Genomic DNA, 20,987 nt, shown 5'->3' on the forward strand with positions numbered 1-20,987 from the left:
CCTTTGCTGCGGGGCGGCCCTTGCTGGCCGTCTCCTGCAAGGCGCTGCAACAGCTTTGAGTGCAGTGACTGACCTGCCACGCGATGGAGAAATGCAATGAATCGTTCCATTGAGAAGGTGCAGCACTGCACCACCATGGAAGATGTGCGCCGCAATGTGAATGCGCTCGACGATGTACTCGTGCCGCTGCTGGTCACCCGCATCGGCTATATGCAGCAGGCAGCGCGCATCAAGGCAGACGTGGGCCAGGTGCGCGATGAGGCGCGCATCGAAGCCATCGTCAGCCGCGTGCGTGAGCGCACGGCGCAGGAGGGCGGCCAGCCCGATGTGATGGAGACCGTCTATCGCGCGCTGATGGAAGCCTGCATCGACTACGAACACCAGGAATTTGCGCGTCTGCGTGAATCCAAGAAATCAGGGGAGTAAGACCATGAAACTGCTGATGGTCGATAACTACGACAGTTTTACCTACAACATCGTCCAGTACTTTGGCGAGCTGGGTGCGCAGGTGACCGTGGTGCGCAATGACGAAACCACAGTGGCCGAAGTCGAGGCGCTGATTGCGCGCGAAGGCATCGAGCGGTTGGTGATCTCGCCCGGCCCCTGCTCGCCCAACGAGGCGGGCATCTCGGTGGCGGCGATCAAACATTTCGCGGGCAAGCTGCCGATTCTGGGTGTCTGCCTGGGTCACCAGAGCATTGGTGCGGCCTTTGGCGGCGACATCATTCGGGCGGGCCAGCAGATGCATGGCAAGACCAGCGTGATCAGCACCGACCAGAAGGGCGTGTTTGCCGACCTGCCCAGGCAGTTCACGGTCAACCGCTATCACTCTCTGGTCATAGACCGGAACACGTTGCCCGAGTGCCTTGAAATCACGGCGACCAGCGAAGATGGTGAAATCCAGGGGGTGCGCCACCGCGAGCTGGCCATCGAGGGCGTGCAGTTCCACCCCGAGAGCATTCTGACCGAGCATGGTCATGCCATGCTGAAGAACTTTCTCGAGCAGAAGTAACCGCTGATTAATTGATAGCTGCTAGCGTATGTCAATGCTTGATTTCAGAATGAAAACAATGGGAAATCAAGTATTCGTATGCGCAAGCAGCTCCCAAAAACATAGAGAGATATGGCAATGATCACTCCCCAGGAAGCGCTGCAGCGAACCATCGAGCATCGTGAAATCTTCCATGACGAAATGCTGCATCTGATGCGCATGATCATGCGTGGCGAGCTCTCGCCCGTGATGACGGCCTCCATCATCACCGGCCTGCGTGTGAAGAAGGAAACCATTGGCGAGATCTCGGCTGCGGCCGAGGTGATGCGCGAGTTCTCCAACAAGGTGAATGTGCACGACAAGAGGAATCTGGTCGATATCGTCGGCACCGGCGGCGACGGCGCCAACACCTTCAACATCTCGACCTGCTCGACCTTTGTGATTGCGGCGGCGGGCGGCAAGGTGAGCAAGCATGGCGGGCGCAGCGTCAGCAGCAAGTCGGGCAGCGCCGATGCCATGGAGGCGCTGGGCGTCAACATCAACCTCAACGCCGCGCAGATCGCCGATTGCATACGCGATGTGGGCATAGGCTTCATGTTTGCGCCCAACCATCATCCGGCCATGAAGAACGTGGCCCCCGTGCGCAAGGAACTGGGCGTGCGCACCATCTTCAACATCCTGGGCCCGCTTACCAACCCGGCATCCGCGCCCAATATCCTGATGGGCGTGTTCCACGAAGACCTGGTCGGCATCCAGGTGCGCGCCTTGCAGCGCCTGGGCGCCGAACATGCACTGGTCGTTTACGGCCGCGATGGCCTGGACGAAATCAGCCTGGGCGCGGGCACGCTGGTCGGCGAGCTCAAGGACGGCGTGGTGCGCGAGTATGAAGTCCATCCCGAGGACTTTGGCCTGCGCATGGCGGGTACGCGCTCGCTCAAGGTCGAGAACCCCGAGGAGTCCAAGGCCATGCTGATGGGCGTGCTGCAGGGGGAGCAAGGCCCGGCACGCGATATCGTCTGTCTCAACTCCGGCGCTGCCCTGTATGCCGCCAATGTGGCTGGTTCGATCGAAGAGGGTCTGGAGCGTGCGCAGAAGGCCATTGACAGCGGCGCGGCGCTTGCCAAGCTCCAGGAGCTGGTGGCCTATTCGCAAAAACTGGGCCAGGCAGCAGCATGAGCCTGCTGGATGCGCCCATCTGGAGCGATCCCGGCACCTGGATCGTGCTGGGCGTCTCCCTGCTGTTCATCGTGGTGGGCTTAAGCATGCACCGCGTCATCATGAAGGTATTGCGCGCCGCCACCAACAAGGAAAACCATGTCTGACATTCTGAAGAAAATCTGCGACGTCAAGGTCCAGGAAGTTGCTGCTGCCAAGAAGGCCGTGCCGTTTGCCGAGATGCGCCGCGATGCGGAAAGCCGTGTCTCCACGCGCGATTTCGTTGGCGCCATCCGCGCCAAGATCGCCAAGGGACAGGCCGGCGTGATCGCCGAAGTCAAGAAGGCCAGCCCCAGCAAGGGCGTGATTCGAGCCGATTTCGATCCTGCCGATATCGCCCAGAGCTATATGGTGGGCGACGGCAAGATCAGTGCTGCCTGCCTGTCGGTGCTGACCGATCGCCAGTTCTTCCAGGGACAGCCCGACTATCTCAAGCAGGCCCGCGCGAGCACGCTGCTGCCGGTGCTGCGCAAGGACTTCATGGTCGACCCCTATCAGATCTACGAATCGCGGGTGATGGGCGCCGACTGCGTGCTCTTGATCGCCGCCTGTCTGGACGATGCGCAGATGGCCGAGATGGAGCAGATTGCGCACAGCCTGGACATGGATGTGCTGGTGGAAGTGCATGACGCCGAGGAACTGCAGCGCGCTCTCAAGCTTAAGACGCCACTGGTGGGCATCAACAACCGCAATCTGCGCAGCTTCGAGGTCGATATCCAGACCACGATTGCGCTCAAGAAGGATGTGCCCGCCGATCGCCTGCTGGTGACCGAGTCCGGCATCCTGAACCGGGACGATGTGAAGACCCTGCGTGAAGCTGGCGTTGACGCCTTCCTGGTGGGAGAGGCCTTCATGCGTGCCCGTGAGCCGGGCGAGGCCCTCGCCCAGCTGTTTCAGTAAGCAGCAGGCGGCTGCGCAGTTTCAGCGCAGCACCTGCACGTCGGCATCCAGAAAATAGCCGGCGCCACGCTTGGTCTTGAGCAGCGTGGGCGAGCGACCCGACGTTTCGACCTTGCGGCGCAGGCGCAGCATCTGCACGTCGATGGCACGGTCGAAGACCGTGTCTTCGGCCTGCGTCATGTCCATGATCTGTTCACGGCTCATGATTTGCTTGGGGCGCTTGAGCAGGGCCAGCAGCAGTGCGAACTCGCTCTTTGTGAGCCCCACTTCGTGGCCGGCGGCGCTGATCAGGCTGCGCGTGCGCAGGCGCAACTCCCAGCCGGCAAACCTGAAACCCTGGGGGTTGAGGCTGAAGGCCGGGCGGGCATAGGAGAAGAAGGCCTGCGCGGCAGAGACTGGCAAGTGACTGGCAGAAGACGTGTGCATGAAAAACTCCCTGTGAGCCCGAACTGCCGAGCGGTCCGCTGTGTTGGAGTCGATTTTTTGCAAAATGTCAGAATGTGTCACTCACTGAAATCAGGTATTTTGGGTCCCCGATAGCAGCCAAGCCTGCAGGAACTCCTTTGGGGCGGTCGTGGAAGTTGAGAAAATCAAGGCATGAACCTCACCAGCCAGAGCACAGTTGCTAACACCGCAGCGCCTACCCAGTTGACGAGTGCAGATCCGCAGGACTGGCCAGTCTCGTCAGGTTGGCAAACCGTTGTCGACACCTTTTTTGCGGGAAATACCGGCCAGAAGCTGCTGCAGTTCCTGCAGCAAAGGCTGGATGCCGGTGCGGTGATCTTTCCCCCCAAGCCTCTGAGGGCACTGGAGCTGACCGCATCGCAGGATGTGCGGGTCGTGATCCTCGGGCAGGACCCCTATCACGGGCGTGGCCAAGCCGAAGGGCTGGCATTCTCGGTCGCTCCCGGGGTGCGTGTTCCGCCTTCGCTGCAGAACATTTTCAAGGAAATGCAGCGCGAGCTGGGGACGCCGTTTCCGGCTTTCCCCCTGCCCGGTGGCAGTCTGGTGGGCTGGGCCCAGCACGGTGTGCTGCTGCTCAACACCAGTCTGACGGTGGAAGAGGGGCAGGCCGCAAGCCATGCCAAAAAGGGCTGGGAAGAGCTGACCGATGCCATCATTCGCCAAGTGGCCGAGCAGGGGCGGCCCACGGTCTTCATGCTCTGGGGCTCGCACGCTCAGTCCAAGCGGGTGTTCATTCCCCAGGATAGAGGCCATCTGGTGCTGATGAGCAACCACCCTTCGCCGCTATCGGCCCTGAGGCCGCCTGTGCCCTTTATCGGTAACGGACACTTCGGCAAGGCCAGGGAATTCAGGCTCAGGCACGGCTATTGAGAGGCTCGCTCTTCGGGGCTCAGCGTTTTTCCCGGATACCCAGCCAGACGCCCATCAGGCCGCTGAGCGTCACCACCGCCATGCCGATCAGCGATGTGCTGTCGGGAAGCTGTCCGAAAAACAGCCAGCCCATCAGCATGGCGAAGCCGATCTGGCTGTAGAGAAACGGGGCAACAGTCGCAGGCGTGGCGTGGGTATATGCCTGCAGCAGCATCAGGTGGCCGACGCCGCTGCAAAGCCCCATCACGGCCGCCGCCGCGTAGATCTGCCAGTGATCGATGGGTTGCCATACCAGGCCGACCAGCGGCGTGGTCAGCAGTATCGGCAGCCAGGTGGAGTAGAGCTGGGTGGTCGGAGGCGAGTCCAGGCGCGACAGGCGGCTTCCCAGCACCTGGTAGGTGGTGCCGGATATCAGCAGACCCACGGGCCACAGAGCGGCCAGGCCGAGGGCCTGTCCATCGTTTTCCGGCCGAACGATGGCGATCACGGCCAGCAGACCGATTACCAGCAGCGCCCAGCGGGCAGGGCTGACCTGTTCCTTGAAGAAGAGTGCCGATGCGACCACGATGAACAGCGGGGCCGCAGCCCAGATGGCCGTGAAATTGGCCAGGGGCATGTTCTGTATGCAGAAAAAGGCACATACCGTGGTCAGCAGCCCAGAGATCGCTCGCAGCAGCTGAAACTTCAGGTTCCGGGTTTTCAGTGCCGACAGGCCATGCCGGGGCAAAACCAGCACACTGGTGACAAAGGCCTGAGCCATGAAGCGCAGCCACAGCACCATGAGTACCGGAAGCAGCTTGCCGCTGAACTTGGTGGCGCTATCCAGAACCGCAAATAGCGCACAGGCGAATATGGTGAGCAGAACACCGCGGATGGCAGACTGCGCTGACGGAGAAAGTGTGGGAGAGAGCCAGCGAGGGGGCATGTCCGTAGCGATTTGCGACAAAGAAGCGAGGAATTCTAGGGGGATGAGGCGTCCTGCCTGCGTTGCGGTGCCCAAAAAAATGCCCGCACTGTCGGGTGCGGGCATGGGGTGGGCGGCGAGGGCTACCAGGGCATGGCGTTACGAATACGTGCAATTTTCTCGGCCTGTTCGGGCGAGGACTCTTTGGCGGTGCGCAGCGCCTGCCGGATGAAGACAAACAGCAGCAGCAGGAAACCGGTGCCAACGGCCGCACCAATGGCCAGCATGGGCTTCTTGGGCTTGATGGAGCGCTCGGGCAGGGTCGGCATCTGGATCACATCATCGTTGTCCAGACCGCCGAGGCGACGCTCCATGTCCAGAATCCCCTTCTGGCGATTGCTATTGGCGGTCAGTAGTTCGCCATAGAGGCGGCTGGTGGCTTCGGTGACACTTTTCCCGGAGGAGAGGTTGGCGGAGGTGTCATGCTCGAGCTTGAGCGACTCCTCCAGGCGCGTTTTCTCGGAAGCCAGTTGCACTTCCAGCTGCTTTTTTTCCAGACCGCGTGGCTTGCTCAGGGGAAACAGGGTGTCCAGCAGCGCCTGGTTGAGCTTTTGAGCCGCTTCGGGCGACTTGGCCTGCGTTGCAATATTCAGCAGCTTGTCCTGCTTGCCGACATTGACCGTGATGCGCTTGCTGAGCTTTTTATAGATCTCTTCCTTGGTCAGGCCATCGTCCAGACCCGCCACGGGAGCAATCTGGTGCAGCACGTCTGCAGACATGGCCAGGCTGGCGGCCATGGGGGCGGTAAAGCTGGAGCCGGCACGCTCCACCTGAACCGATGCGCTGCTTTCGTAGGTTTTGGGGATCACCAGACCGATACCATAGGCTGCGATGCCCGCCAGCAGCGGACCGAAAATCAGAATCTTCCAGTTTTCCGCGAGAGTGACCAACAGATCCAGCAGGTCCAACTCTTCATCTTGTGGGGTTTGAACTTCCATTGATTTTTCTAAATGACTAAATAAATAAGCACTTTGACAAAACGATGAAATCTACCACTAAGAAAAGATTGGACCCAGTGTTTCTGTAACTCCTTATGCCAGGAGCCGGCGCAGCGGCTCCAATATGTTGCAGATCAGCGCTGGCGCTCCAGCAGCATGGAGTCTCCATAGCTGAAGAAGCGGTAGTGCTGGGCAATCGCATGCTGGTACATGGCCATGATGTGCTCGTAGCCCGCAAACGCGCTGACCAGCATCATCAGCGTGCTTTTGGGCAGATGGAAGTTGGTAATCAGCATGTCCACCACCTGGTACTGAAAGCCCGGGGTGATGAAGATGCTGGTGTCGCCGGTGATGTTGCCGTACTTGGCCCAGGACTCCAGCGTGCGCACCGTGGTGGTGCCCACGGCAATGATGCGGCCGCCGCGCTGGCGGCAGCGCTCCATGGCGGCCAAGGTGGGCAGGGGAATGTCGTACCACTCGCTGTGCATGGTGTGGTCGGCAAGGCTTTCGGTCTTGACGGGCTGGAAGGTGCCGGCACCCACATGCAGGGTGAGGCTGGCGCGCTCCACGCCCTTGGCTTGCAGGGCCGCGAGCACGGTCTCGTCGAAATGCAGGGCGGCGGTCGGTGCGGCCACGGCGCCGGGGTGGGCCGCGAACACGGTCTGGTAGCGCTCGCTGTCTTCCTTTTCATCAGGATCATGCTCGGCGTTCTGCTGGCGCTCGATATAGGGCGGCAGCGGCAGATGGCCGAACTGCTCCAGCAACTCATAGGGCGACTCGCCCTGGTTGCCCTTGAAGGAAAGATGGAACAGCGGCCCATTCTCGTCCGGCCAGCGGCCCAGCAGCGTGGCTTCGAAACCGCCATTCCTGAGGCCGCCGCAAAGATGGATCTTGGCACCAGGCAAGGGCTTCTTGCTCACGCGCATATGGGCCACGACTTCGTTGTTCTGCAGCACGCGCTCGACCAGCAGTTCGATCTTGCCGCCGCTGGCTTTTTCGCCGAAGACGCGTGCCTTGATGACCTTGGTGTCGTTGAAGACCAGTAGGTCGCCGGGCTGCAGCAGATCGGGCAGTTCGCGAAAGATCCGGTCGGTGGCGGGGAGGCTGCGGCCATCAAGCAGGCGCGAGGCGCTGCGAACGGCGGTGGGATGCTGGGCAATCAGGGATTCGGGCAGGTCGAAGTCGAAATCGCTGAGTGTGAATTCACGGGTGCTGGAAGACATGCGGTGCTTGAGGGCCGTACGAGGCCCGTTCCAAGTTCAATCAAACAAGTGGGCGATTGTCGCAAATCGCCATTAGGGCTGCCGGCTTCAGGGCTGAGCAGCAGCTGGGGTCCAGAGCTCGTTGAGATTCCTGAAGGGCCAGTCGGCGGGGTCTTCGCGCCCGACGATGCTGTCGTTGGCATGGGGGCAGGCCAAGTCGAGAATCTCGGGCGTGATGCGGCGCTGCTGGTTGAGGCAGTAAAAGCGCCGTACCTTAGGAGTCAGCAGGCAGTTTGGCGAGACATCCAGCACCACGGCAAGATGCTGAGACTGCAGCCGTACCAGCGAGCCCAGCGGGTAGATGCCCACCGTCTGGACGAACTGCTCGAAGATGGCCTTGTCGAAGTGGTGGGGCGCCCATTGCGCCATGCGCTGCAGCGCGATGGCCGGGTGCCAGCCTTGCTTGTAGGGGCGATCCGAGGTGATGGCGTCATAGACATCGCAGACGGCCGTCATGCGTGCCATCAGACTGATGTCTTCCTGCTTCAGTCCGTCGGGATAGCCCGTGCCGTCGACTTTCTCATGATGATGCAGGCAGGCATCGGTGACGGCATCGTCCAGGCCCTGAGGCAGCAGGAGGTCGTAGCCCCAGCGAGGGTGGGACCTCATGATGACCCATTCCTCGGCATCCAGCGCCCCTGGCTTGTTGAGAACATCCAGGGGTACTTTGCTCTTGCCGATGTCGTGCAGCAGGCCCGCGACGCCCGCCAGATGCACCTGGTGTTCGTCCAGGCCCATGCGGCGCGCCAGACCTATCATCAGGGCGCATACCGCGATGCTGTGCATATAGGAGTAGTTGTCCGCAGTCTTCAGGCGCGCCAGGCTGATCAGGGCATGGGGGTTGCGCTTGATCGACTCCGCCATCTCGTCGACCAGTTGGCCTGAGGCCGGCAGGTCCAGCGGACGGCCCAGGCGAACGTCCCTGAACATGGTCTTCAGCACATCGCGCGCCTGCTCGATGATCTGGCGGGCCTGCTGCAACTCCACGCTGGTTCTGGTAAGCCGTGCCGGCGAACTCGGCGCCGCTTCATCGCATGGCGACTCGGAGACCTCGACCGGCGTGATGTCGGGGGCGATGTCGACGCCTCTGCCAGTGTCTATCCACACCTGGCGGATGGTGGTGGCAAGCAGGCGCTCCAGATCCCTGGGCTGTTCGAGCAGGAGGCTGGTTCGCAAAAAGGGATGCTCCATCCACGAGCCACAGAACTCGTGCACGAACATTCCTGGGCGGAGATGCTCGACATCAACTCGCTTCAACATGGATTTCTACTGAAACACAAAGTAACAACCTGGAATGGTAGCGATTTTGCGCTTTCTGCGCTGGCGGGCAGTTGTTTGCAAACCTTAATATGCTGTATATACATACATTGCTTTCCCTGTTGCGGGGAGTGTAGCCAAGGAGTCCTATTTGTCTGTGTCAAAAAAGCCTGCTGCCGAGCCCAAGTCTGCTGCCAAGCGCGCTGGCAGCCGTGCTGGCACTCGTGAAAAAAAGGCGGGCACGGATCTGGATGCCGCTCCCAAAAAGACCCTCAGCCCTGCGCAGCAGGCGCTGTTGAAGATGGGGCTGACACGCGATATCGACCTGGCTTTGCACCTGCCGCTGCGCTATGAGGACGAAACCCGCATCGTGCCGTTGAAGAACGCGCGCGATGGCGAGACGGTGCAGATTGAGGCCACGGTCACGCACAGCGAGGTGCAGTTGCGCCCGCGACGCATGCTCAAGGTCGCCGTGGATGATGGCAGCGGCACCTGTCTGCTGACCTTCTTCAGCTTCTACCCGTCGCAGCAAAAGACCATGGTGCCGGGCGCGCGCCTGCGCATTCGCGGCGAGGTCAAGGGCGGTTTCTGGGGGCGGCAGATGATGCACCCTGCGTTCCGGGTGGCGGGCGGAGAGCTGCCCACGGCGCTGACACCGGTCTATCCCGCCAGCGCAAGCCTGCCCCAGGCCTATCTGCGCCGGGCCATTGCTTCGGCGCTGCTGCGTGCCGATCTGTCCGAGACCCTGCCTCCGGAGGAGTCGCCTCCCATTGCGCAGTTCTATGGTCAGAATGGGCTTCAGCCTGCATATGACTTGCGCAATGCGCTCACTTTTCTGCATCACCCAACACCCGATGTGGCGCTGGTCACGCTGGAGGACCATTCCCATCCGGCCTGGCAAAGGCTCAAGGCCGAAGAGCTGCTGGCCCAGCAACTGTCCCAGTACGAGGCCAAGCGCGAGCGCGCCCGCTTGCGCGCGCCCGTGCTCAGGCCGCAGGCCGGGATGGCGGATCTGACCCAGCAGTTTCTGGCGCAGCTGCCGTTTGGCCTGACGGGCGCGCAGCAGCGCGTGGTGGGCGAGATTCGGGCCGATATGGAGCGCCGCATCCCCATGCACCGTTTGCTGCAGGGCGATGTGGGCTCTGGCAAGACGGTGGTGGCGGCCTTGTCTGCAGTGGCCTGCATCGAGGCTGGCTGGCAATGCGCATTGATGGCGCCGACCGAGATTCTGGCCGAGCAGCACTTCGGCAAGTTGGTCGGCTGGCTGGAGCCGATTCTGGCGCCGCTGGGCAAAAAGGTCGCCTGGCTGGCGGGGGCTCAGAAAAAGAAGGAGCGCGCCGCGATGCTGGCGCTGGTGGAGAGCGGCGAGGCGGCGCTGGTCGTGGGCACCCATGCCGTGATTCAGGAGCAGGTCCAGTTCAAGAACCTGGCCCTGGCCGTGATCGACGAGCAGCATCGTTTTGGCGTGGCCCAGCGTCTGGCGCTGCGGCAAAAGCTGGCAGCCACGGGCATGGAGCCGCATTTGCTGATGATGAGCGCCACGCCGATCCCTCGAACCCTGGCCATGAGCTATTACGCCGACCTCGATGTATCCACCATCGACGAGCTGCCGCCAGGGCGCACGCCCATCGTCACCAAGCTGATCTCGGACAGCCGAAAGGATGAGGTGATCGAGCGCATCGGCGCCCAGGTCGCCAGCGGGCGCCAGGTCTACTGGGTCTGCCCGCTGATCGAGGAAAGCGAGGCGCTGGATCTGTCGAATGCCACGGCCACCCATGAATATTTGAGCGAAATGCTGCCCGGTGTCATGGTGGGCCTGCTGCACTCGCGCATGCCCACGGCAGAGAAAAAGGCCGTAATGGAGCTGTTTTCGGCCGGCGTCATGGGTGTGTTGGTGTCCACCACCGTGATTGAAGTCGGCGTGGACGTGCCCAATGCCTCGCTGATGGTCATCGAGCACTCGGAGCGCTTCGGCCTGTCGCAGCTGCACCAGCTGCGTGGCCGTGTGGGGCGAGGCGCCGCGGCTTCGGCCTGCGTGCTGCTGTATTCGGTCAATGACAACGGGCGCCTGTCCGATACCGGCAAGGAGCGCCTGCGGGCCATGGCCGAGACGAATGACGGTTTCGAGATCGCGAGGCGGGATCTGGAAATTCGCGGCCCGGGCGAGTTTCTCGGCGCCCGGCAGTCCGGCTCCCCCATGTTGCGCTTTGCCGATCTGGAGCAGGATGTGCTGCTGCTGGACTGGGCGCGCGAGCTGGCACCGCTTATGCTTGAGCAATTTCCTGCGCTGGCGGCACGCCATGTCAGCCGCTGGCTGGGTGGCAAGGCCGAGTATCTGAAGGCCTGAAGTACCGAAAATTGCGTTTGTAGACGTAAATAGTTACGTTTCTGCAGGAATATATGTAATCTTTTGCCTTGGTAATATGTGATTGAATGCAAAAACAGGATGAATCAATGCTGTTATTGATGATCCGAAAGATCCACTCTCTATGACTCTTACCGAATTGAAGTACATCGTGGCCGTTGCGCGGGAGAAGCACTTTGGCCGCGCAGCCGAAGCCTGCTATGTGTCCCAGCCTACGCTGTCCGTGGCGATCAAGAAGCTGGAGGAAGAGCTGGATGTCAAGATTTTCGAGCGCAGTGCCGGCGAAGTCTCGGTCACCTCGCTGGGCGAGGAGATCGTGCGCCAGGCGCAAAGCGTGCTGGAGCAGGCCAACGAGATCAAGGAAATCGCCAAGCGCGGCAAGGACCCGCTGTCCGGCGTTCTGACCCTGGGCGTGATCTACACCATCGGCCCCTATCTGCTCCCCGATCTGGTGCGCAACTCCATCAATATGACGCCGCAGATGCCGCTGATGCTGCAGGAGAACTTCACCGTCAAGCTGCTGGAGATGCTGCGCACGGGCGAGATTGACTGCGCCATCATGGCCGAGCCCTTCCCGGATACCGGCCTGGCACTGGCGCCGCTGTACGACGAGCCCTTCATGGCCGCAGTGCCCAGCACCCACCCGCTGGCGCAGAAGAAGAGCCTGTCGACCACGGATCTCAAGAACGAGACCATGCTGCTGCTGGGCGCGGGTCACTGCTTCCGCGACCATGTGCTCGAGGTCTGCCCTGAATTCGCACGCTATGCCAGCAACTCCGAAGGCATTCGCCGCACCTTCGAAGGCTCCTCGCTGGAGACCATCAAATACATGGTGGCTGCCGGCATGGGCGTGACCCTGGTGCCACGCCTGTCTGTGCCCGAGGATGCGCTGGCTCCCATCGAGCGCCGTCGCCGCGCCGATGAACCTCATATTCGCTATCTTCCGATTCATGAGGAAGACGGCATTGCGCCGCCCACCCGCCGTGTGGTACTGGCCTGGCGGCGCAGCTTCACGCGCTACGAGGCGATTGCCGCATTGCGCAACGCCGTCTACGCCTGCCCGCTGCCGGGAGTGCAGCGTCTGTCGCAGTAAGCGAGGCTTCAGAAGCTCCAAGAGGGCGGGATCCGGATTCGTTAAACCCGAAAGGTGAGTGCATGACCAAGCAAGGCAAGGACAAATCGCAGAAACCAAAGTCGGACGCCGCGCCGCCGGTGCCAGCCGGCATCCATATCGGCATCAGCGACGAGGACCGCGCCGCCATCGCCAAGGGGCTGTCGGCGCTGCTGGCCGACACCTATACGCTGTACCTGGCCACGCACAACTTCCACTGGAACGTCACGGGGCCCATGTTCAACACGCTGCACACCATGTTCATGGCGCAGTACACCGAGCTGTGGAATGCCGTCGATCCCGTGGCCGAGCGCATTCGTGCACTGGGCCACCATGCGCCTGGCTCCTATGCCCAGTTCGGCAAGCTCACCAGCCTGCCAGACGCACCGGCCCAGCCGCCCAAGGCCCTGGAGATGGTGCGCATCCTGGTGCAGGGCCACGAGGCCGTGGCGCGCACGGCTCGCCAGCTGTTTCCCCGTGCCGACAAGGCTGGCGATGAGCCTACGGCCGATCTGCTGACCCAGCGTCTGGCCGTGCACGAGCAGACGGCCTGGATGTTGCGCTCCCTGCTCGAAGAGTGAGCCGCGCCGCGGCAACTGCCCGGTCCGGCCATAGTTTCAGTTTCGCTTAAGCCCTGGCGGGTTAGCCTCTGGAGGCCCGTCAGGGCTTTTTCGCTTTTTGATGTTGAAAGGAATGGGCGTGCTTGCTGTGGTGGAATCCGTGGTCTTGCTGGTGCAGTGGGTGGACGGACACACCATCTGGATGTTGCTGCTGCTGCTGCTGCTGCTGCTGCTGCTGCTGCTGCTGCTGTTGCTGTTGCTGTTGCTGGCTGCGGCCTGCATGCTGCGCTGGCGTGCGCAGGGCCGGGCCGCGTGGCTGTGGCAGGACCACAGTACGGATCTCAGGCCTGGTGGCAACTGGCTGCTGGCGGTGGCGGGGTTGGCTGCCACTGCTTTGGCCCTGCTGGTCGTCGCCGTGCAGCAGTCCCAGCCCCTTCAGCCGCCGCAGGGGTTGATGGCCCTGGACCTGAAGCTGCAGAACGCGGTGAGTGCTGGCCTGCCGCCCAGTCTGCAGCCCCTGGTGCGGGGCTGGACCATGCTCGGGGATTTGCGCGTCATGGGACTGCTGAGCCTGGTTTTGGGCCTGTGGCTGCTGTGGCGACGCCAGGGCCTGCAACTGCTGAGCTGGGTGGTGGCTGTGGCCGGCACGGGACTGTGGGTGCGCTTCCTCAAGGTGACCCTGCAGCGCGAGCGTCCACTGGACGGTCTGGTGCATGAGGCCGGCTTCAGCTTTCCCAGCGGTCACAGCGCAGGCACGGCCGCGATTTTCGGCATGCTGGCCTGGCTGGTCGCTCGTCGACTGCCACCGCGCTGGCGGGCCTGGGTCTTTGCGGCGGCAGTGCTGCTGGCCCTGAGCACGGGCTTGAGCCGCGTGTTGCTGTCCGTGCACCATGCCAGCGATGTGCTGGCGGGGCTGTGTCTGGGATTGGGCTGGACGGCTCTGGTACTCTGGCTGACAGACCGTGTCGAGCATGGGGGTGGCGCCCTCAGGGCGGTGCAGGCCGAGGCACAATTGCCGCTGCGCTGACCGCGGCCTGGGGGCCCGGTCGTGATTTCCTGCCTTCCGGAACCCCTTTCATGTCCGCCTCCATTCCTGCTTCGCCGCGCTCCAAGCTGTCGCTGTATCTGGATCTGATCCGCTTCAACCGTCCCGCAGGCTGGCTGGTACTGGTCTGGCCCACGCTGGTGGCGCTGTGGGTGGCCGGTCAGGGCTTTCCGGGCTGGCATCTGCTGGTGGTCTTTGTGCTGGGCACGGTGCTGATGCGCAGCGCGGGCTGCACCATCAACGATATTGCCGATCGCGACTTCGACAGGCATGTGAAACGCACCACCCAGCGCCCCATCACCAGCGGCCAGATCTCGGTCAGGGAAGCCGCCATGGTTGGCCTGGTGCTCACGCTGGTGGCCTTCGGCCTGGTGCTGTCCACGCGCTGGGAGGCCGTGGCCTGGTCGGTACCCGCCGTGTTGTTCACGATTCTCTATCCGTTCACCAAGCGCTTTTTTGCCATGCCACAGGCCTTTCTGGGCATTGCCTTCAATTTCGGCATCGTGATTGCGTTTGCTGCGGTAACGGGCGAGGTCAGTGCCACGGCCTGGACGCTGTGGCTGGCCAATATGTTTCTGGTGCTGGCCTATGACACCGAATACGCCATGGTGGACCGCGATGACGATCTCAAGATCGGCATGAAGACCTCGGCCATCACCCTGGGCCGCTTCGATGTCACGGCCATCATGCTGTTCTTTGCCCTGTGCTGGGGTCTGATCGCCTGGGTGCTGGCTCCCTATCAGCTGGGCTGGCCCTTCTGGCTGGGCATGGGTGTGGCAGCAGCCCAGATCGTCTGGCATTTCAGCCTGATCAAGAACCGTACGCGCGAAGGCTGCTTTGTCGCCTTCAGCAAGAGCCACTGGATTGGCGCTGCCATCTTTGCGGGCGTGGCGCTTGGGTTTGCGTTGAAATAGTCCTGTTTCGATAGCTCGAATCGCTTGATTGATAAGCGATTGAGGCCTGATTGACTCAAAAAAACCGGCCTCGGCCGGTTTTCTTTATTTGCCGAACTCGGCGGCCAGCTCCTGTGCGCGAATCTGGGCCTTGCGCATGGCTTCGATGAAATGCTCAGGCAGCTTCTGCTCCTGCATATGGGTGATGGCAGCATAAGTGGTGCCGCCCTTGCTGGTCACGCGCTGGCGCAGCACTTCGGCACTCTCGCTGGAGCGTGCCGCCAGTTCCGAGCCGCCCGCAAACGTGGCCACGGCCAGCTTGTAGCTTTGCTCGGCGCTGAGGCCCATGTCGACGCCCGCCTGGGTCATGGCTTCGAGGAACAGGAATACATAGGCCGGGCCGGAGCCGGAGATGGCCGTCACGGCATCCAGATGCGCTTCCTGGTCTACCCAGGTGAGTTCGCCGGTGCTGCCGATCACGGTCTCGATCAGGGCCTTGCCCTGGGCATCGACCTCGGGACGGGCGAACAGGCCCGTCATGCCCTTGCCGACCAGGGCCGGGGTATTGGGCATGGCGCGCACGATGCGGCGGGTGCCGGTCCAGGCCGCGATACTGTCGGTGGTGATGCCGGCAGCTACGCTCAGGTGCAGGGCGTTGCGGGTGTGGGTGGCAACGGGAGCGGCCGCCTCCTTGAAGCTCTGGGGCTTGACGGCCCAGACCACCAGCTGGGCGCTTTGCAGGGCCTCTGTGGCGGCGGGCAGGGCGTCGACGCCGAAGCTGGTCTTCAGCGCAGCACGCGTGGCTTCAAAAGGCTCGACCACGGTGATGCTGCTGGCCGGAACGCCCTGGCGGATCAGGCCACCGATGATGGCGCTGGCCATATTGCCGCCGCCGATAAAGGCGATGGGAGGGAAGACGGTGATCGAGTGGTCGGTCTGGCTCATGATGGTTCGATTCGCTTTGCGATGGAGCAAGTGGGCAAGCCTGTATTCGGATTTCAGGCGCAAACCGGCACTATAAACCTGCGCCGCAGTGGCCGGGCTCCTCGCTCAGGGCGACGAACTGGGTGACTTCGGCGGGGTTGAAGTTGTTGTCGCTGACCAGCAGCAGCACGCGTCGGCCATCGGGCAGCGGCGGCCCCCAACTCATGCCCTCCAGGTTGTCCACGGATTGCAGGCCTGCATCCGCCAGATCCAGCAGCAACTTCTTGTCGGCGGGCCGGTAGCTGCCCGGCTGCAGCCGGTCCTGGCCCAGCGTGTCGCTGCTGGCGTCGGCGCGGGTGCTGATGCGGTAGATGCGGGCGCCGAAGCGCAGCGGCGGTGCAAATGAGCGCTCGAGCACCAGCAGGTGCTCGGGGCCATCGGCCAGCACATCGCTGATGCCGTTGATGGCACGGTGCTGCAGCCACAGGCCGGCGGGCAGGGCGTCGGGCAGATAGGCCATCTGGCGCACGGGCTGCTGCGTGCCCATGTCATAGGCGGTGATGCGTACCGGGCCGCCGGGCTGCTCCGTGGAGGGCAGGGAGCCGTCTTGTTTGAGCGCCGCCTCCATGGCCAGCCAGAGCGTTGAGCCATCTTCGCTCAGCGCCATGCCTTCGAGCGTGAAGTTGCTGCGCGGCCCTTGAGTCTTGCTGGCCGGTTGGAGCAGCTCGGGCGGCAGCGGCCATTCGCGCTGCCAGCGCCCGTCCGTGCCCGATTGCAGCAGCTGCGGGCCGAATCCGCGTGCGAAGTCGCCCTCGCTGCTCCAAAGCAGGGACTGTCCTCCAGGCAGCATGCGCAGGGCTTCCGCGTCGGGCGTCGCGATGCCGGGCAGGGGCTGGCGGTGGCTGGGGTAGGGGGCCTGGGCGGGGCTGAGCAGCGGCTGCGCATTGTGCAGCCTGACCTGATGCAGGCCGCTGGCATCGTAGTCGATGCGGGCCGTGTAAAAGCGCGCAGACCCCAGGGCGGAGCGGTCGTCGCTGACCAGGTAATACAGATTGCTGCCAGGGTCGTAGTCGATCGAGGACAGGCCGCCCACCACCGTACCGGCAAACAGCTTGTCATGCGGCCAGCGGATCTCGCCCAGCAGAGACCAGGGGCGGGCCTGGGGCGTGCTGCAGATGCGATGGGGTGTAAGCGACGCCGTCGTGCAGGCAGCGAGGCTGGCGCAGATCAACGAGAGGCTCCAAAGCCGTAGCTGTCGTGGATTGTTCACATTTGTGCCTGGTACTTTTGGCTGATCGCTTTCTAAGATGCTCAGCGGCATTGTTTCGTGCCGCACGGTGCGGCACGGGCAACGCTCATCGGAAATAGGGAGCAATCATGGCATCCAATGTCAAAAAATGGTCGGCGGAGTTTCTGGGTACTTTCTGGTTGACCTTTGGCGGTTGCGGCAGCGCGGTGCTGGCAGCTGCCTTTCCTGAAGTGGGCATCGGCCTGCTGGGCGTGTCCTTTGCCTTCGGTCTGACGGTGCTGACGGGGGCCTATGCCTTCGGTCCGGTCTCCGGCGGCCACTTCAACCCGGCGGTTTCCGTCGGTCTGGCGGTGGCCGGGCGCTTTCGCTTTGCCGAGCTGCCCGGCTACATCATTGCCCAGATCCTGGGCGCCATCGTGGCGGCAGCCATGCTCTACTTCATTGCCAGCGGCAAGGCTGGTGCCCATGTGACCGATCTGGCCACCAATGGCTATGGCGAGCATTCGCCGGGCAAGTTCAATATGGCTGCGGCGCTGGTGACCGAAGTCGTGCTCACCGCCGTGTTTCTGCTGGTGATCCTGGGCTCCACCACCAAGAAGGCTGCCGTGGGCTTTGCGGGCATGAGCATCGGCCTGTGCCTGACGCTGATCCACCTGATCTCCATTCCCGTGACCAATACCTCGGTCAACCCCGCCCGCAGTACCGGCCCGGCGCTGTTCGGTCCTGCCATCGCGCTGGAGCAACTGTGGCTGTTCTGGCTGGCTCCCATCGTGGGCGCCATCATCGGTGCCGTGATCCACAAGGCGCTGCTGGGTGACGAAGACTGAGCGCTGCGGCTATCGTGGCCCAAGGGAAAAGGGATGCCCTGGCATCCCTTTTCTGATGGTTCTTTGAGGGGCGGACGCTTGCCAGGCCAGCGCCCAGTGCAGCGGCCTTACTGCGCTGTGGTCTGGCGCACGGCCTGTTCCCAGCGCTGCATCAGCTCGTCGGCGCGGTCCTTGCCCAGCGTGGGCAGGAAGCGGCGCTCGGCCTTCCACAAGGCCGACAGCTCCTCGGTGCTCTGATAGACGCCGCTGGACAGGCCGGCCAGATAGGCCGCGCCCAGGGCCGTGGTTTCCACGCAGGCCGGACGTACCACGGGAATGCCAAGCAGGTCGGCCTGGAACTGCATCAGCAGATTGTTCACGCAGGCGCCGCCGTCCACACGCAGCTCGCTGACCGGCGTGCCGCCCGTGGCCACGGCGTCGCGGCTCATGGCGCCGAGCAGGGCAGCACTCTGGTAGGCAATGGATTCCAGGGCCGCACGCGCGATATGGGCCATCGTCGTGCCGCGTGTCAGACCGGTGATGGTGCCGCGCGCATCGGGTTTCCAGTAGGGGGCGCCCAGGCCGGTAAAGGCCGGCACCAGCATCACGCCGCCGCTGTCGGGCACGCTTTCGGCCAGTTGCTGCACCTGGCCGCTGTGCTCGATGGCCTGCAGGCCGTCGCGCAGCCACTGCACCACGGCTCCGCCGACAAAGACGCTGCCTTCCAGCGCAAACTGGGGCTGGCTGCTTGCCTGGGCGGCCGATGTGGTCAGCAGACCGTTACTCGAGGTCTGGAAGCTGCTGCCCGTATGCATGAGCATGAAGCAACCCGTGCCGTAGGTGTTCTTGGCCATGCCCGCGTCGAAGCAGGCCTGGCCGAACAGCGCGCTTTGCTGGTCGCCGGCCACCCCGCCGATATTGATGGAGCCGCCCAGCACCTCGCCCGCCGTCTGGCCGAAATCGGCCGCTGAGGGCAGGACTTCGGGCATCAGGCCCGCAGGAATGTCGAGCAGGGCCAGCAGATCGGCATCCCACTGGTTGCTGTGCACATTGAATAGCATGGTGCGGCTGGCGTTGCTCACATCGGTGACATGGCGCTTGCCGCCCGTCAGCTGCCATATCAGCCAGCAATCCACCGTGCCGAAGGCCAGCTCGCCGGCTTGCGCCGCGGCGCGTGCGCCGGGCACATGGTCCAGCAGCCATCTGAGCTTGGTGCCTGAAAAATAGGCATCGATGCGCAGGCCGGTTTTGCGCAGAATGGTGTCGCTGTGACCGGCTTCGCGCAGCTGCACGCAGGTGGTTTCGGCGCGGCGGTCTTGCCAGACGATGCCGTGGTGAATGGGAGCGCCGGTCTTGCGGTTCCAGACGATGGTGGTCTCGCGCTGGTTGGTAATGCCCACCGAGCGGATATCGGTGGCCTTGAGGCTCGCCTTGGCCAGCGCCTCCTTGGCGGTGGTCAGCTGGGTGCGCCAGATCTCGCGCGGGTCATGCTCCACCCAGCCCGGCTGCGGGTAGATCTGCGGCAGCTCCAGCTGGGCCGATGCCACGATGCGGCCTTGCGTGTCGAAGACGATGGAGCGGGAACTAGAGGTGCCCTGGTCCAGGGCGAGCAGATAGGTTGTCATGGGTTGTCCGTGGTTCAGAGGGGGAGCACAAAGCGCGCCATTTCGGCCTGCTCGCTCCAGCCCTGGCGGGAATAGAAGCCGCGCACATAGGAAGGGCGCTCGCGGTTGTTGACCAGCCAGATACGCAGGCAGTGGCGCTCGCGCGCAGCCTGTGTGGCCGCATCCAGCAGCTGCTGGCCCAGGCCGGCACCGCGTGCTGCTTCTGCGACAAACAACTCGCTCACATAGGCCTCCCAGCCCTGCTGCACGGCGACCGGCAGCCAGTGCACGGCGCAGTAGCCGTGAATGCGGTGCTGGCCGTCTTGTGCCACCAGCATCAGAGAGCGCTCCGGCCCGGTCTGCAGCTCGTCCAGCAGCGCTTGCACGGCCTCGGTGTTCTGGGCGGCGGAATGGGTTTCATAGGCCTTGAACCAGCCTATGTCGTGCAGCAGCCCGGCAATGCCTGCTGCATCTTCGGGCAGCGCAGGGCGGATCAGATAGGGGGCTGCGTTCATTGGGCGATGGTGCATTGCACCTCGGCATCGCGCAACAGGGCATCGAAGGGGGCGGAGGGCGGCACGTCGGTGAACAGGCGGTCGATCTGGTTCAGGCGGGCCAGCTCCACCATGGCCTGGCGGCTGAACTTGCTGTGGTCGGCCGCCAGCCAGACTTCGCGCGACTGGCCGATGATGGTCTGGGCCACCTTGACCTCGCGCAGGTCGAAGTCGCGCAGACTGCCGTCCGACTCGATGGCCGAGATGCCGATCACGGCAATGTCCACCTTGAACTGGCGCATGAAGTCCACGGCAGCCTCGCCCACGATGCCGCGGTCGCGGGTGCGGACCACGCCGCCCGCGACGATGACTTCGCAGTCGGCATTGCTGCTGAGGATGGCTGCGACATTGAGATTGTTGGTGATGACGCGCAGCCCCTTGTGCTGCAGCAGGGCCTGGGCTACTGCTTCGGTGGTAGTGCCGATGTTGAGAATCAGCGAGCAGCCGTTGGGAATGGCCTCGGCGATGGCGCGTGCGATGCGCATCTTGCCTTCGGCATGCAATACCTGGCGCTGGGTATGGGCCAGATTTTCCACGGTGGCGCTGGGCACGCGCACGCCGCCATGAAAGCGCACCAGCAAGCCGGCATCGGCCAGCTTCTGGATGTCGCGGCGCACGGTCTGCAGCGTGACGCCGAGGATTTCGGCCAGTTGCTCTACCGAGGTGGATTGGCGGGCGCGGACTTCTTCGACAAGCTGCAACTGGCGGGGATTGCTGTTCATGACTGGTGACTGGTTATATAGGTGCTATTGGCGCATGGACGCGCTGCAGGCGAATAGCTCTACAGGCGAGAGCGCCGGCCGCAGCGGGCAGTGCAGGGATTGTGAGCGAATCCAAACGAACCTCTAATAGGGTGATTTTCTATGGAATTGCCCGGTAAAAAACAAAAATGAATCCACGCCGAGTCTGAAGTCTGACAGCAAGCTGCGGTGATATGTCATCGTGGCGAGTTGTTGCAACAGTAACAATGGGCGCAGCAAGAAGCATGCAGTTCATGCATGGAGAGTGTGCAAG

22 protein-coding genes are annotated in these 20,987 nt (G+C 63.0%); 12 read left to right on the top strand and 10 right to left on the bottom strand.

Annotated elements, in window-relative coordinates:
• The first annotated feature begins 96 nt into the window (after positions 1 to 96).
• The 5 genes from F3J24_RS06140 (at position 97) to trpC (ending at position 3,106) form a co-directional block, all read left to right on the top strand.
• Positions 97 to 426 (top strand): chorismate mutase, encoded by a 330-nt coding sequence (locus F3J24_RS06140; protein ID WP_167003677.1) that lies wholly within the window; start codon positions 97 to 99, stop codon positions 424 to 426.
• 4 nt (positions 427 to 430) lie between these two features.
• Entirely contained in the window at positions 431 to 1,012 is a 582-nt protein-coding gene (locus tag F3J24_RS06145; protein ID WP_019043149.1) for an aminodeoxychorismate/anthranilate synthase component II, read from the top strand.
• 111 nt (positions 1,013 to 1,123) lie between these two features.
• The gene (gene trpD / locus F3J24_RS06150; RefSeq protein WP_167003680.1) at positions 1,124 to 2,167 is read left to right on the top strand and encodes an anthranilate phosphoribosyltransferase; all 1,044 of its coding nucleotides are present in this window, start codon (positions 1,124 to 1,126) and stop codon (positions 2,165 to 2,167) included.
• Positions 2,164 to 2,313: a hypothetical protein gene (locus tag F3J24_RS06155; RefSeq protein WP_167003682.1), complete on the top strand. Its 150-nt coding sequence runs from the start codon at positions 2,164 to 2,166 to the stop codon at positions 2,311 to 2,313. The genes trpD and F3J24_RS06155 overlap by 4 nt, the downstream gene beginning before the upstream one ends.
• Positions 2,306 to 3,106, top strand: coding sequence for an indole-3-glycerol phosphate synthase TrpC (gene trpC / locus F3J24_RS06160; RefSeq protein WP_167003683.1), 801 nt, complete (start codon positions 2,306 to 2,308; stop codon positions 3,104 to 3,106). Before F3J24_RS06155 ends, trpC begins: the two co-directional genes overlap by 8 nt.
• Positions 3,107 to 3,127: 21 nt before the next feature.
• Here trpC and F3J24_RS06165 read toward each other — a convergent pair whose 3' ends face one another.
• Entirely contained in the window at positions 3,128 to 3,532 is a 405-nt protein-coding gene (locus tag F3J24_RS06165; RefSeq protein ID WP_167003685.1) for a winged helix-turn-helix domain-containing protein, read from the bottom strand.
• A gap of 171 nt (positions 3,533 to 3,703) precedes the next feature.
• Here F3J24_RS06165 and F3J24_RS06170 point away from each other — a divergent pair, with 171 nt between their 5' ends.
• The gene (locus F3J24_RS06170) at positions 3,704 to 4,441 is read left to right on the top strand and encodes a uracil-DNA glycosylase (RefSeq protein WP_167003687.1); all 738 of its coding nucleotides are present in this window, start codon (positions 3,704 to 3,706) and stop codon (positions 4,439 to 4,441) included.
• Positions 4,442 to 4,460: 19 nt separating this feature from the next.
• Here F3J24_RS06170 and F3J24_RS06175 read toward each other — a convergent pair whose 3' ends face one another.
• From F3J24_RS06175 to F3J24_RS06190, 4 genes are all read right to left on the bottom strand, one after another.
• The gene (locus tag F3J24_RS06175; protein ID WP_167003689.1) at positions 4,461 to 5,366 is read right to left on the bottom strand and encodes a DMT family transporter; all 906 of its coding nucleotides are present in this window, start codon (positions 5,364 to 5,366) and stop codon (positions 4,461 to 4,463) included.
• 122 nt (positions 5,367 to 5,488) lie between these two features.
• Positions 5,489 to 6,343, bottom strand: a complete 855-nt coding sequence (locus F3J24_RS06180) for a Wzz/FepE/Etk N-terminal domain-containing protein (protein WP_167003692.1) — start codon at positions 6,341 to 6,343, stop codon at positions 5,489 to 5,491.
• A gap of 134 nt (positions 6,344 to 6,477) precedes the next feature.
• Positions 6,478 to 7,566: a tRNA preQ1(34) S-adenosylmethionine ribosyltransferase-isomerase QueA gene (queA, locus tag F3J24_RS06185; protein WP_167003694.1), complete on the bottom strand. Its 1,089-nt coding sequence runs from the start codon at positions 7,564 to 7,566 to the stop codon at positions 6,478 to 6,480.
• A gap of 87 nt (positions 7,567 to 7,653) precedes the next feature.
• The gene (locus F3J24_RS06190) at positions 7,654 to 8,865 is read right to left on the bottom strand and encodes an HD-GYP domain-containing protein (RefSeq protein ID WP_167003696.1); all 1,212 of its coding nucleotides are present in this window, start codon (positions 8,863 to 8,865) and stop codon (positions 7,654 to 7,656) included.
• Between the two features lie 244 nt (positions 8,866 to 9,109).
• Here F3J24_RS06190 and recG point away from each other — a divergent pair, with 244 nt between their 5' ends.
• The 5 genes from recG to ubiA all read left to right on the top strand — a co-directional run bounded on the left by recG (position 9,110) and on the right by ubiA (position 14,857).
• Positions 9,110 to 11,209, top strand: a complete 2,100-nt coding sequence (recG, locus tag F3J24_RS06195; RefSeq protein WP_240154295.1) for an ATP-dependent DNA helicase RecG — start codon at positions 9,110 to 9,112, stop codon at positions 11,207 to 11,209.
• Positions 11,210 to 11,351: 142 nt separating this feature from the next.
• Positions 11,352 to 12,320: a LysR substrate-binding domain-containing protein gene (locus F3J24_RS06200; protein WP_003050465.1), complete on the top strand. Its 969-nt coding sequence runs from the start codon at positions 11,352 to 11,354 to the stop codon at positions 12,318 to 12,320.
• Between the two features lie 62 nt (positions 12,321 to 12,382).
• Entirely contained in the window at positions 12,383 to 12,919 is a 537-nt protein-coding gene (locus F3J24_RS06205; protein WP_167003700.1) for a Dps family protein, read from the top strand.
• Between the two features lie 112 nt (positions 12,920 to 13,031).
• The gene (locus F3J24_RS06210; RefSeq protein ID WP_240154274.1) at positions 13,032 to 13,925 is read left to right on the top strand and encodes a phosphatase PAP2 family protein; all 894 of its coding nucleotides are present in this window, start codon (positions 13,032 to 13,034) and stop codon (positions 13,923 to 13,925) included.
• Positions 13,926 to 13,975: 50 nt separating this feature from the next.
• The gene (gene ubiA / locus F3J24_RS06215) at positions 13,976 to 14,857 is read left to right on the top strand and encodes a 4-hydroxybenzoate octaprenyltransferase (RefSeq protein WP_167003704.1); all 882 of its coding nucleotides are present in this window, start codon (positions 13,976 to 13,978) and stop codon (positions 14,855 to 14,857) included.
• A gap of 84 nt (positions 14,858 to 14,941) precedes the next feature.
• Here ubiA and proC read toward each other — a convergent pair whose 3' ends face one another.
• Both proC and F3J24_RS06225 read right to left on the bottom strand, forming a co-directional pair.
• Complete coding sequence (gene proC, locus F3J24_RS06220; RefSeq protein ID WP_167003706.1) at positions 14,942 to 15,781, bottom strand: pyrroline-5-carboxylate reductase; 840 nt, start codon at positions 15,779 to 15,781, stop codon at positions 14,942 to 14,944.
• 70 nt (positions 15,782 to 15,851) lie between these two features.
• The gene (locus F3J24_RS06225) at positions 15,852 to 17,030 is read right to left on the bottom strand and encodes an esterase-like activity of phytase family protein (RefSeq protein WP_167003708.1); all 1,179 of its coding nucleotides are present in this window, start codon (positions 17,028 to 17,030) and stop codon (positions 15,852 to 15,854) included.
• Positions 17,031 to 17,137: 107 nt separating this feature from the next.
• On the opposite strand from F3J24_RS06225, the gene aqpZ reads away from it, so the two are divergent.
• Positions 17,138 to 17,836, top strand: a complete 699-nt coding sequence (gene aqpZ, locus F3J24_RS06230; RefSeq protein WP_167003710.1) for an aquaporin Z — start codon at positions 17,138 to 17,140, stop codon at positions 17,834 to 17,836.
• A 107-nt stretch (positions 17,837 to 17,943) separates the two neighbouring features.
• On the opposite strand, the gene glpK is transcribed toward aqpZ, so the two are convergent.
• The 3 genes from glpK to F3J24_RS06245 are packed head-to-tail and all read right to left on the bottom strand — an operon-like array spanning position 17,944 to position 20,695.
• Positions 17,944 to 19,440 (bottom strand): glycerol kinase GlpK, encoded by a 1,497-nt coding sequence (gene glpK, locus F3J24_RS06235; protein WP_167003712.1) that lies wholly within the window; start codon positions 19,438 to 19,440, stop codon positions 17,944 to 17,946.
• A gap of 14 nt (positions 19,441 to 19,454) precedes the next feature.
• Complete coding sequence (locus F3J24_RS06240) at positions 19,455 to 19,934, bottom strand: GNAT family N-acetyltransferase (RefSeq protein WP_167003713.1); 480 nt, start codon at positions 19,932 to 19,934, stop codon at positions 19,455 to 19,457.
• On the bottom strand, positions 19,931 to 20,695 hold the full coding sequence (locus F3J24_RS06245) for a DeoR/GlpR family DNA-binding transcription regulator (RefSeq protein ID WP_034373828.1): 765 nt from the start codon (positions 20,693 to 20,695) through the stop codon (positions 19,931 to 19,933). The genes F3J24_RS06240 and F3J24_RS06245 overlap by 4 nt, the downstream gene beginning before the upstream one ends.
• Positions 20,696 to 20,987 lie beyond the last annotated feature (292 nt).

The organism is Comamonas sp. Tr-654, from assembly GCF_011752915.1.
Lineage (GTDB): Bacteria > Pseudomonadota > Gammaproteobacteria > Burkholderiales > Burkholderiaceae_C > Comamonas.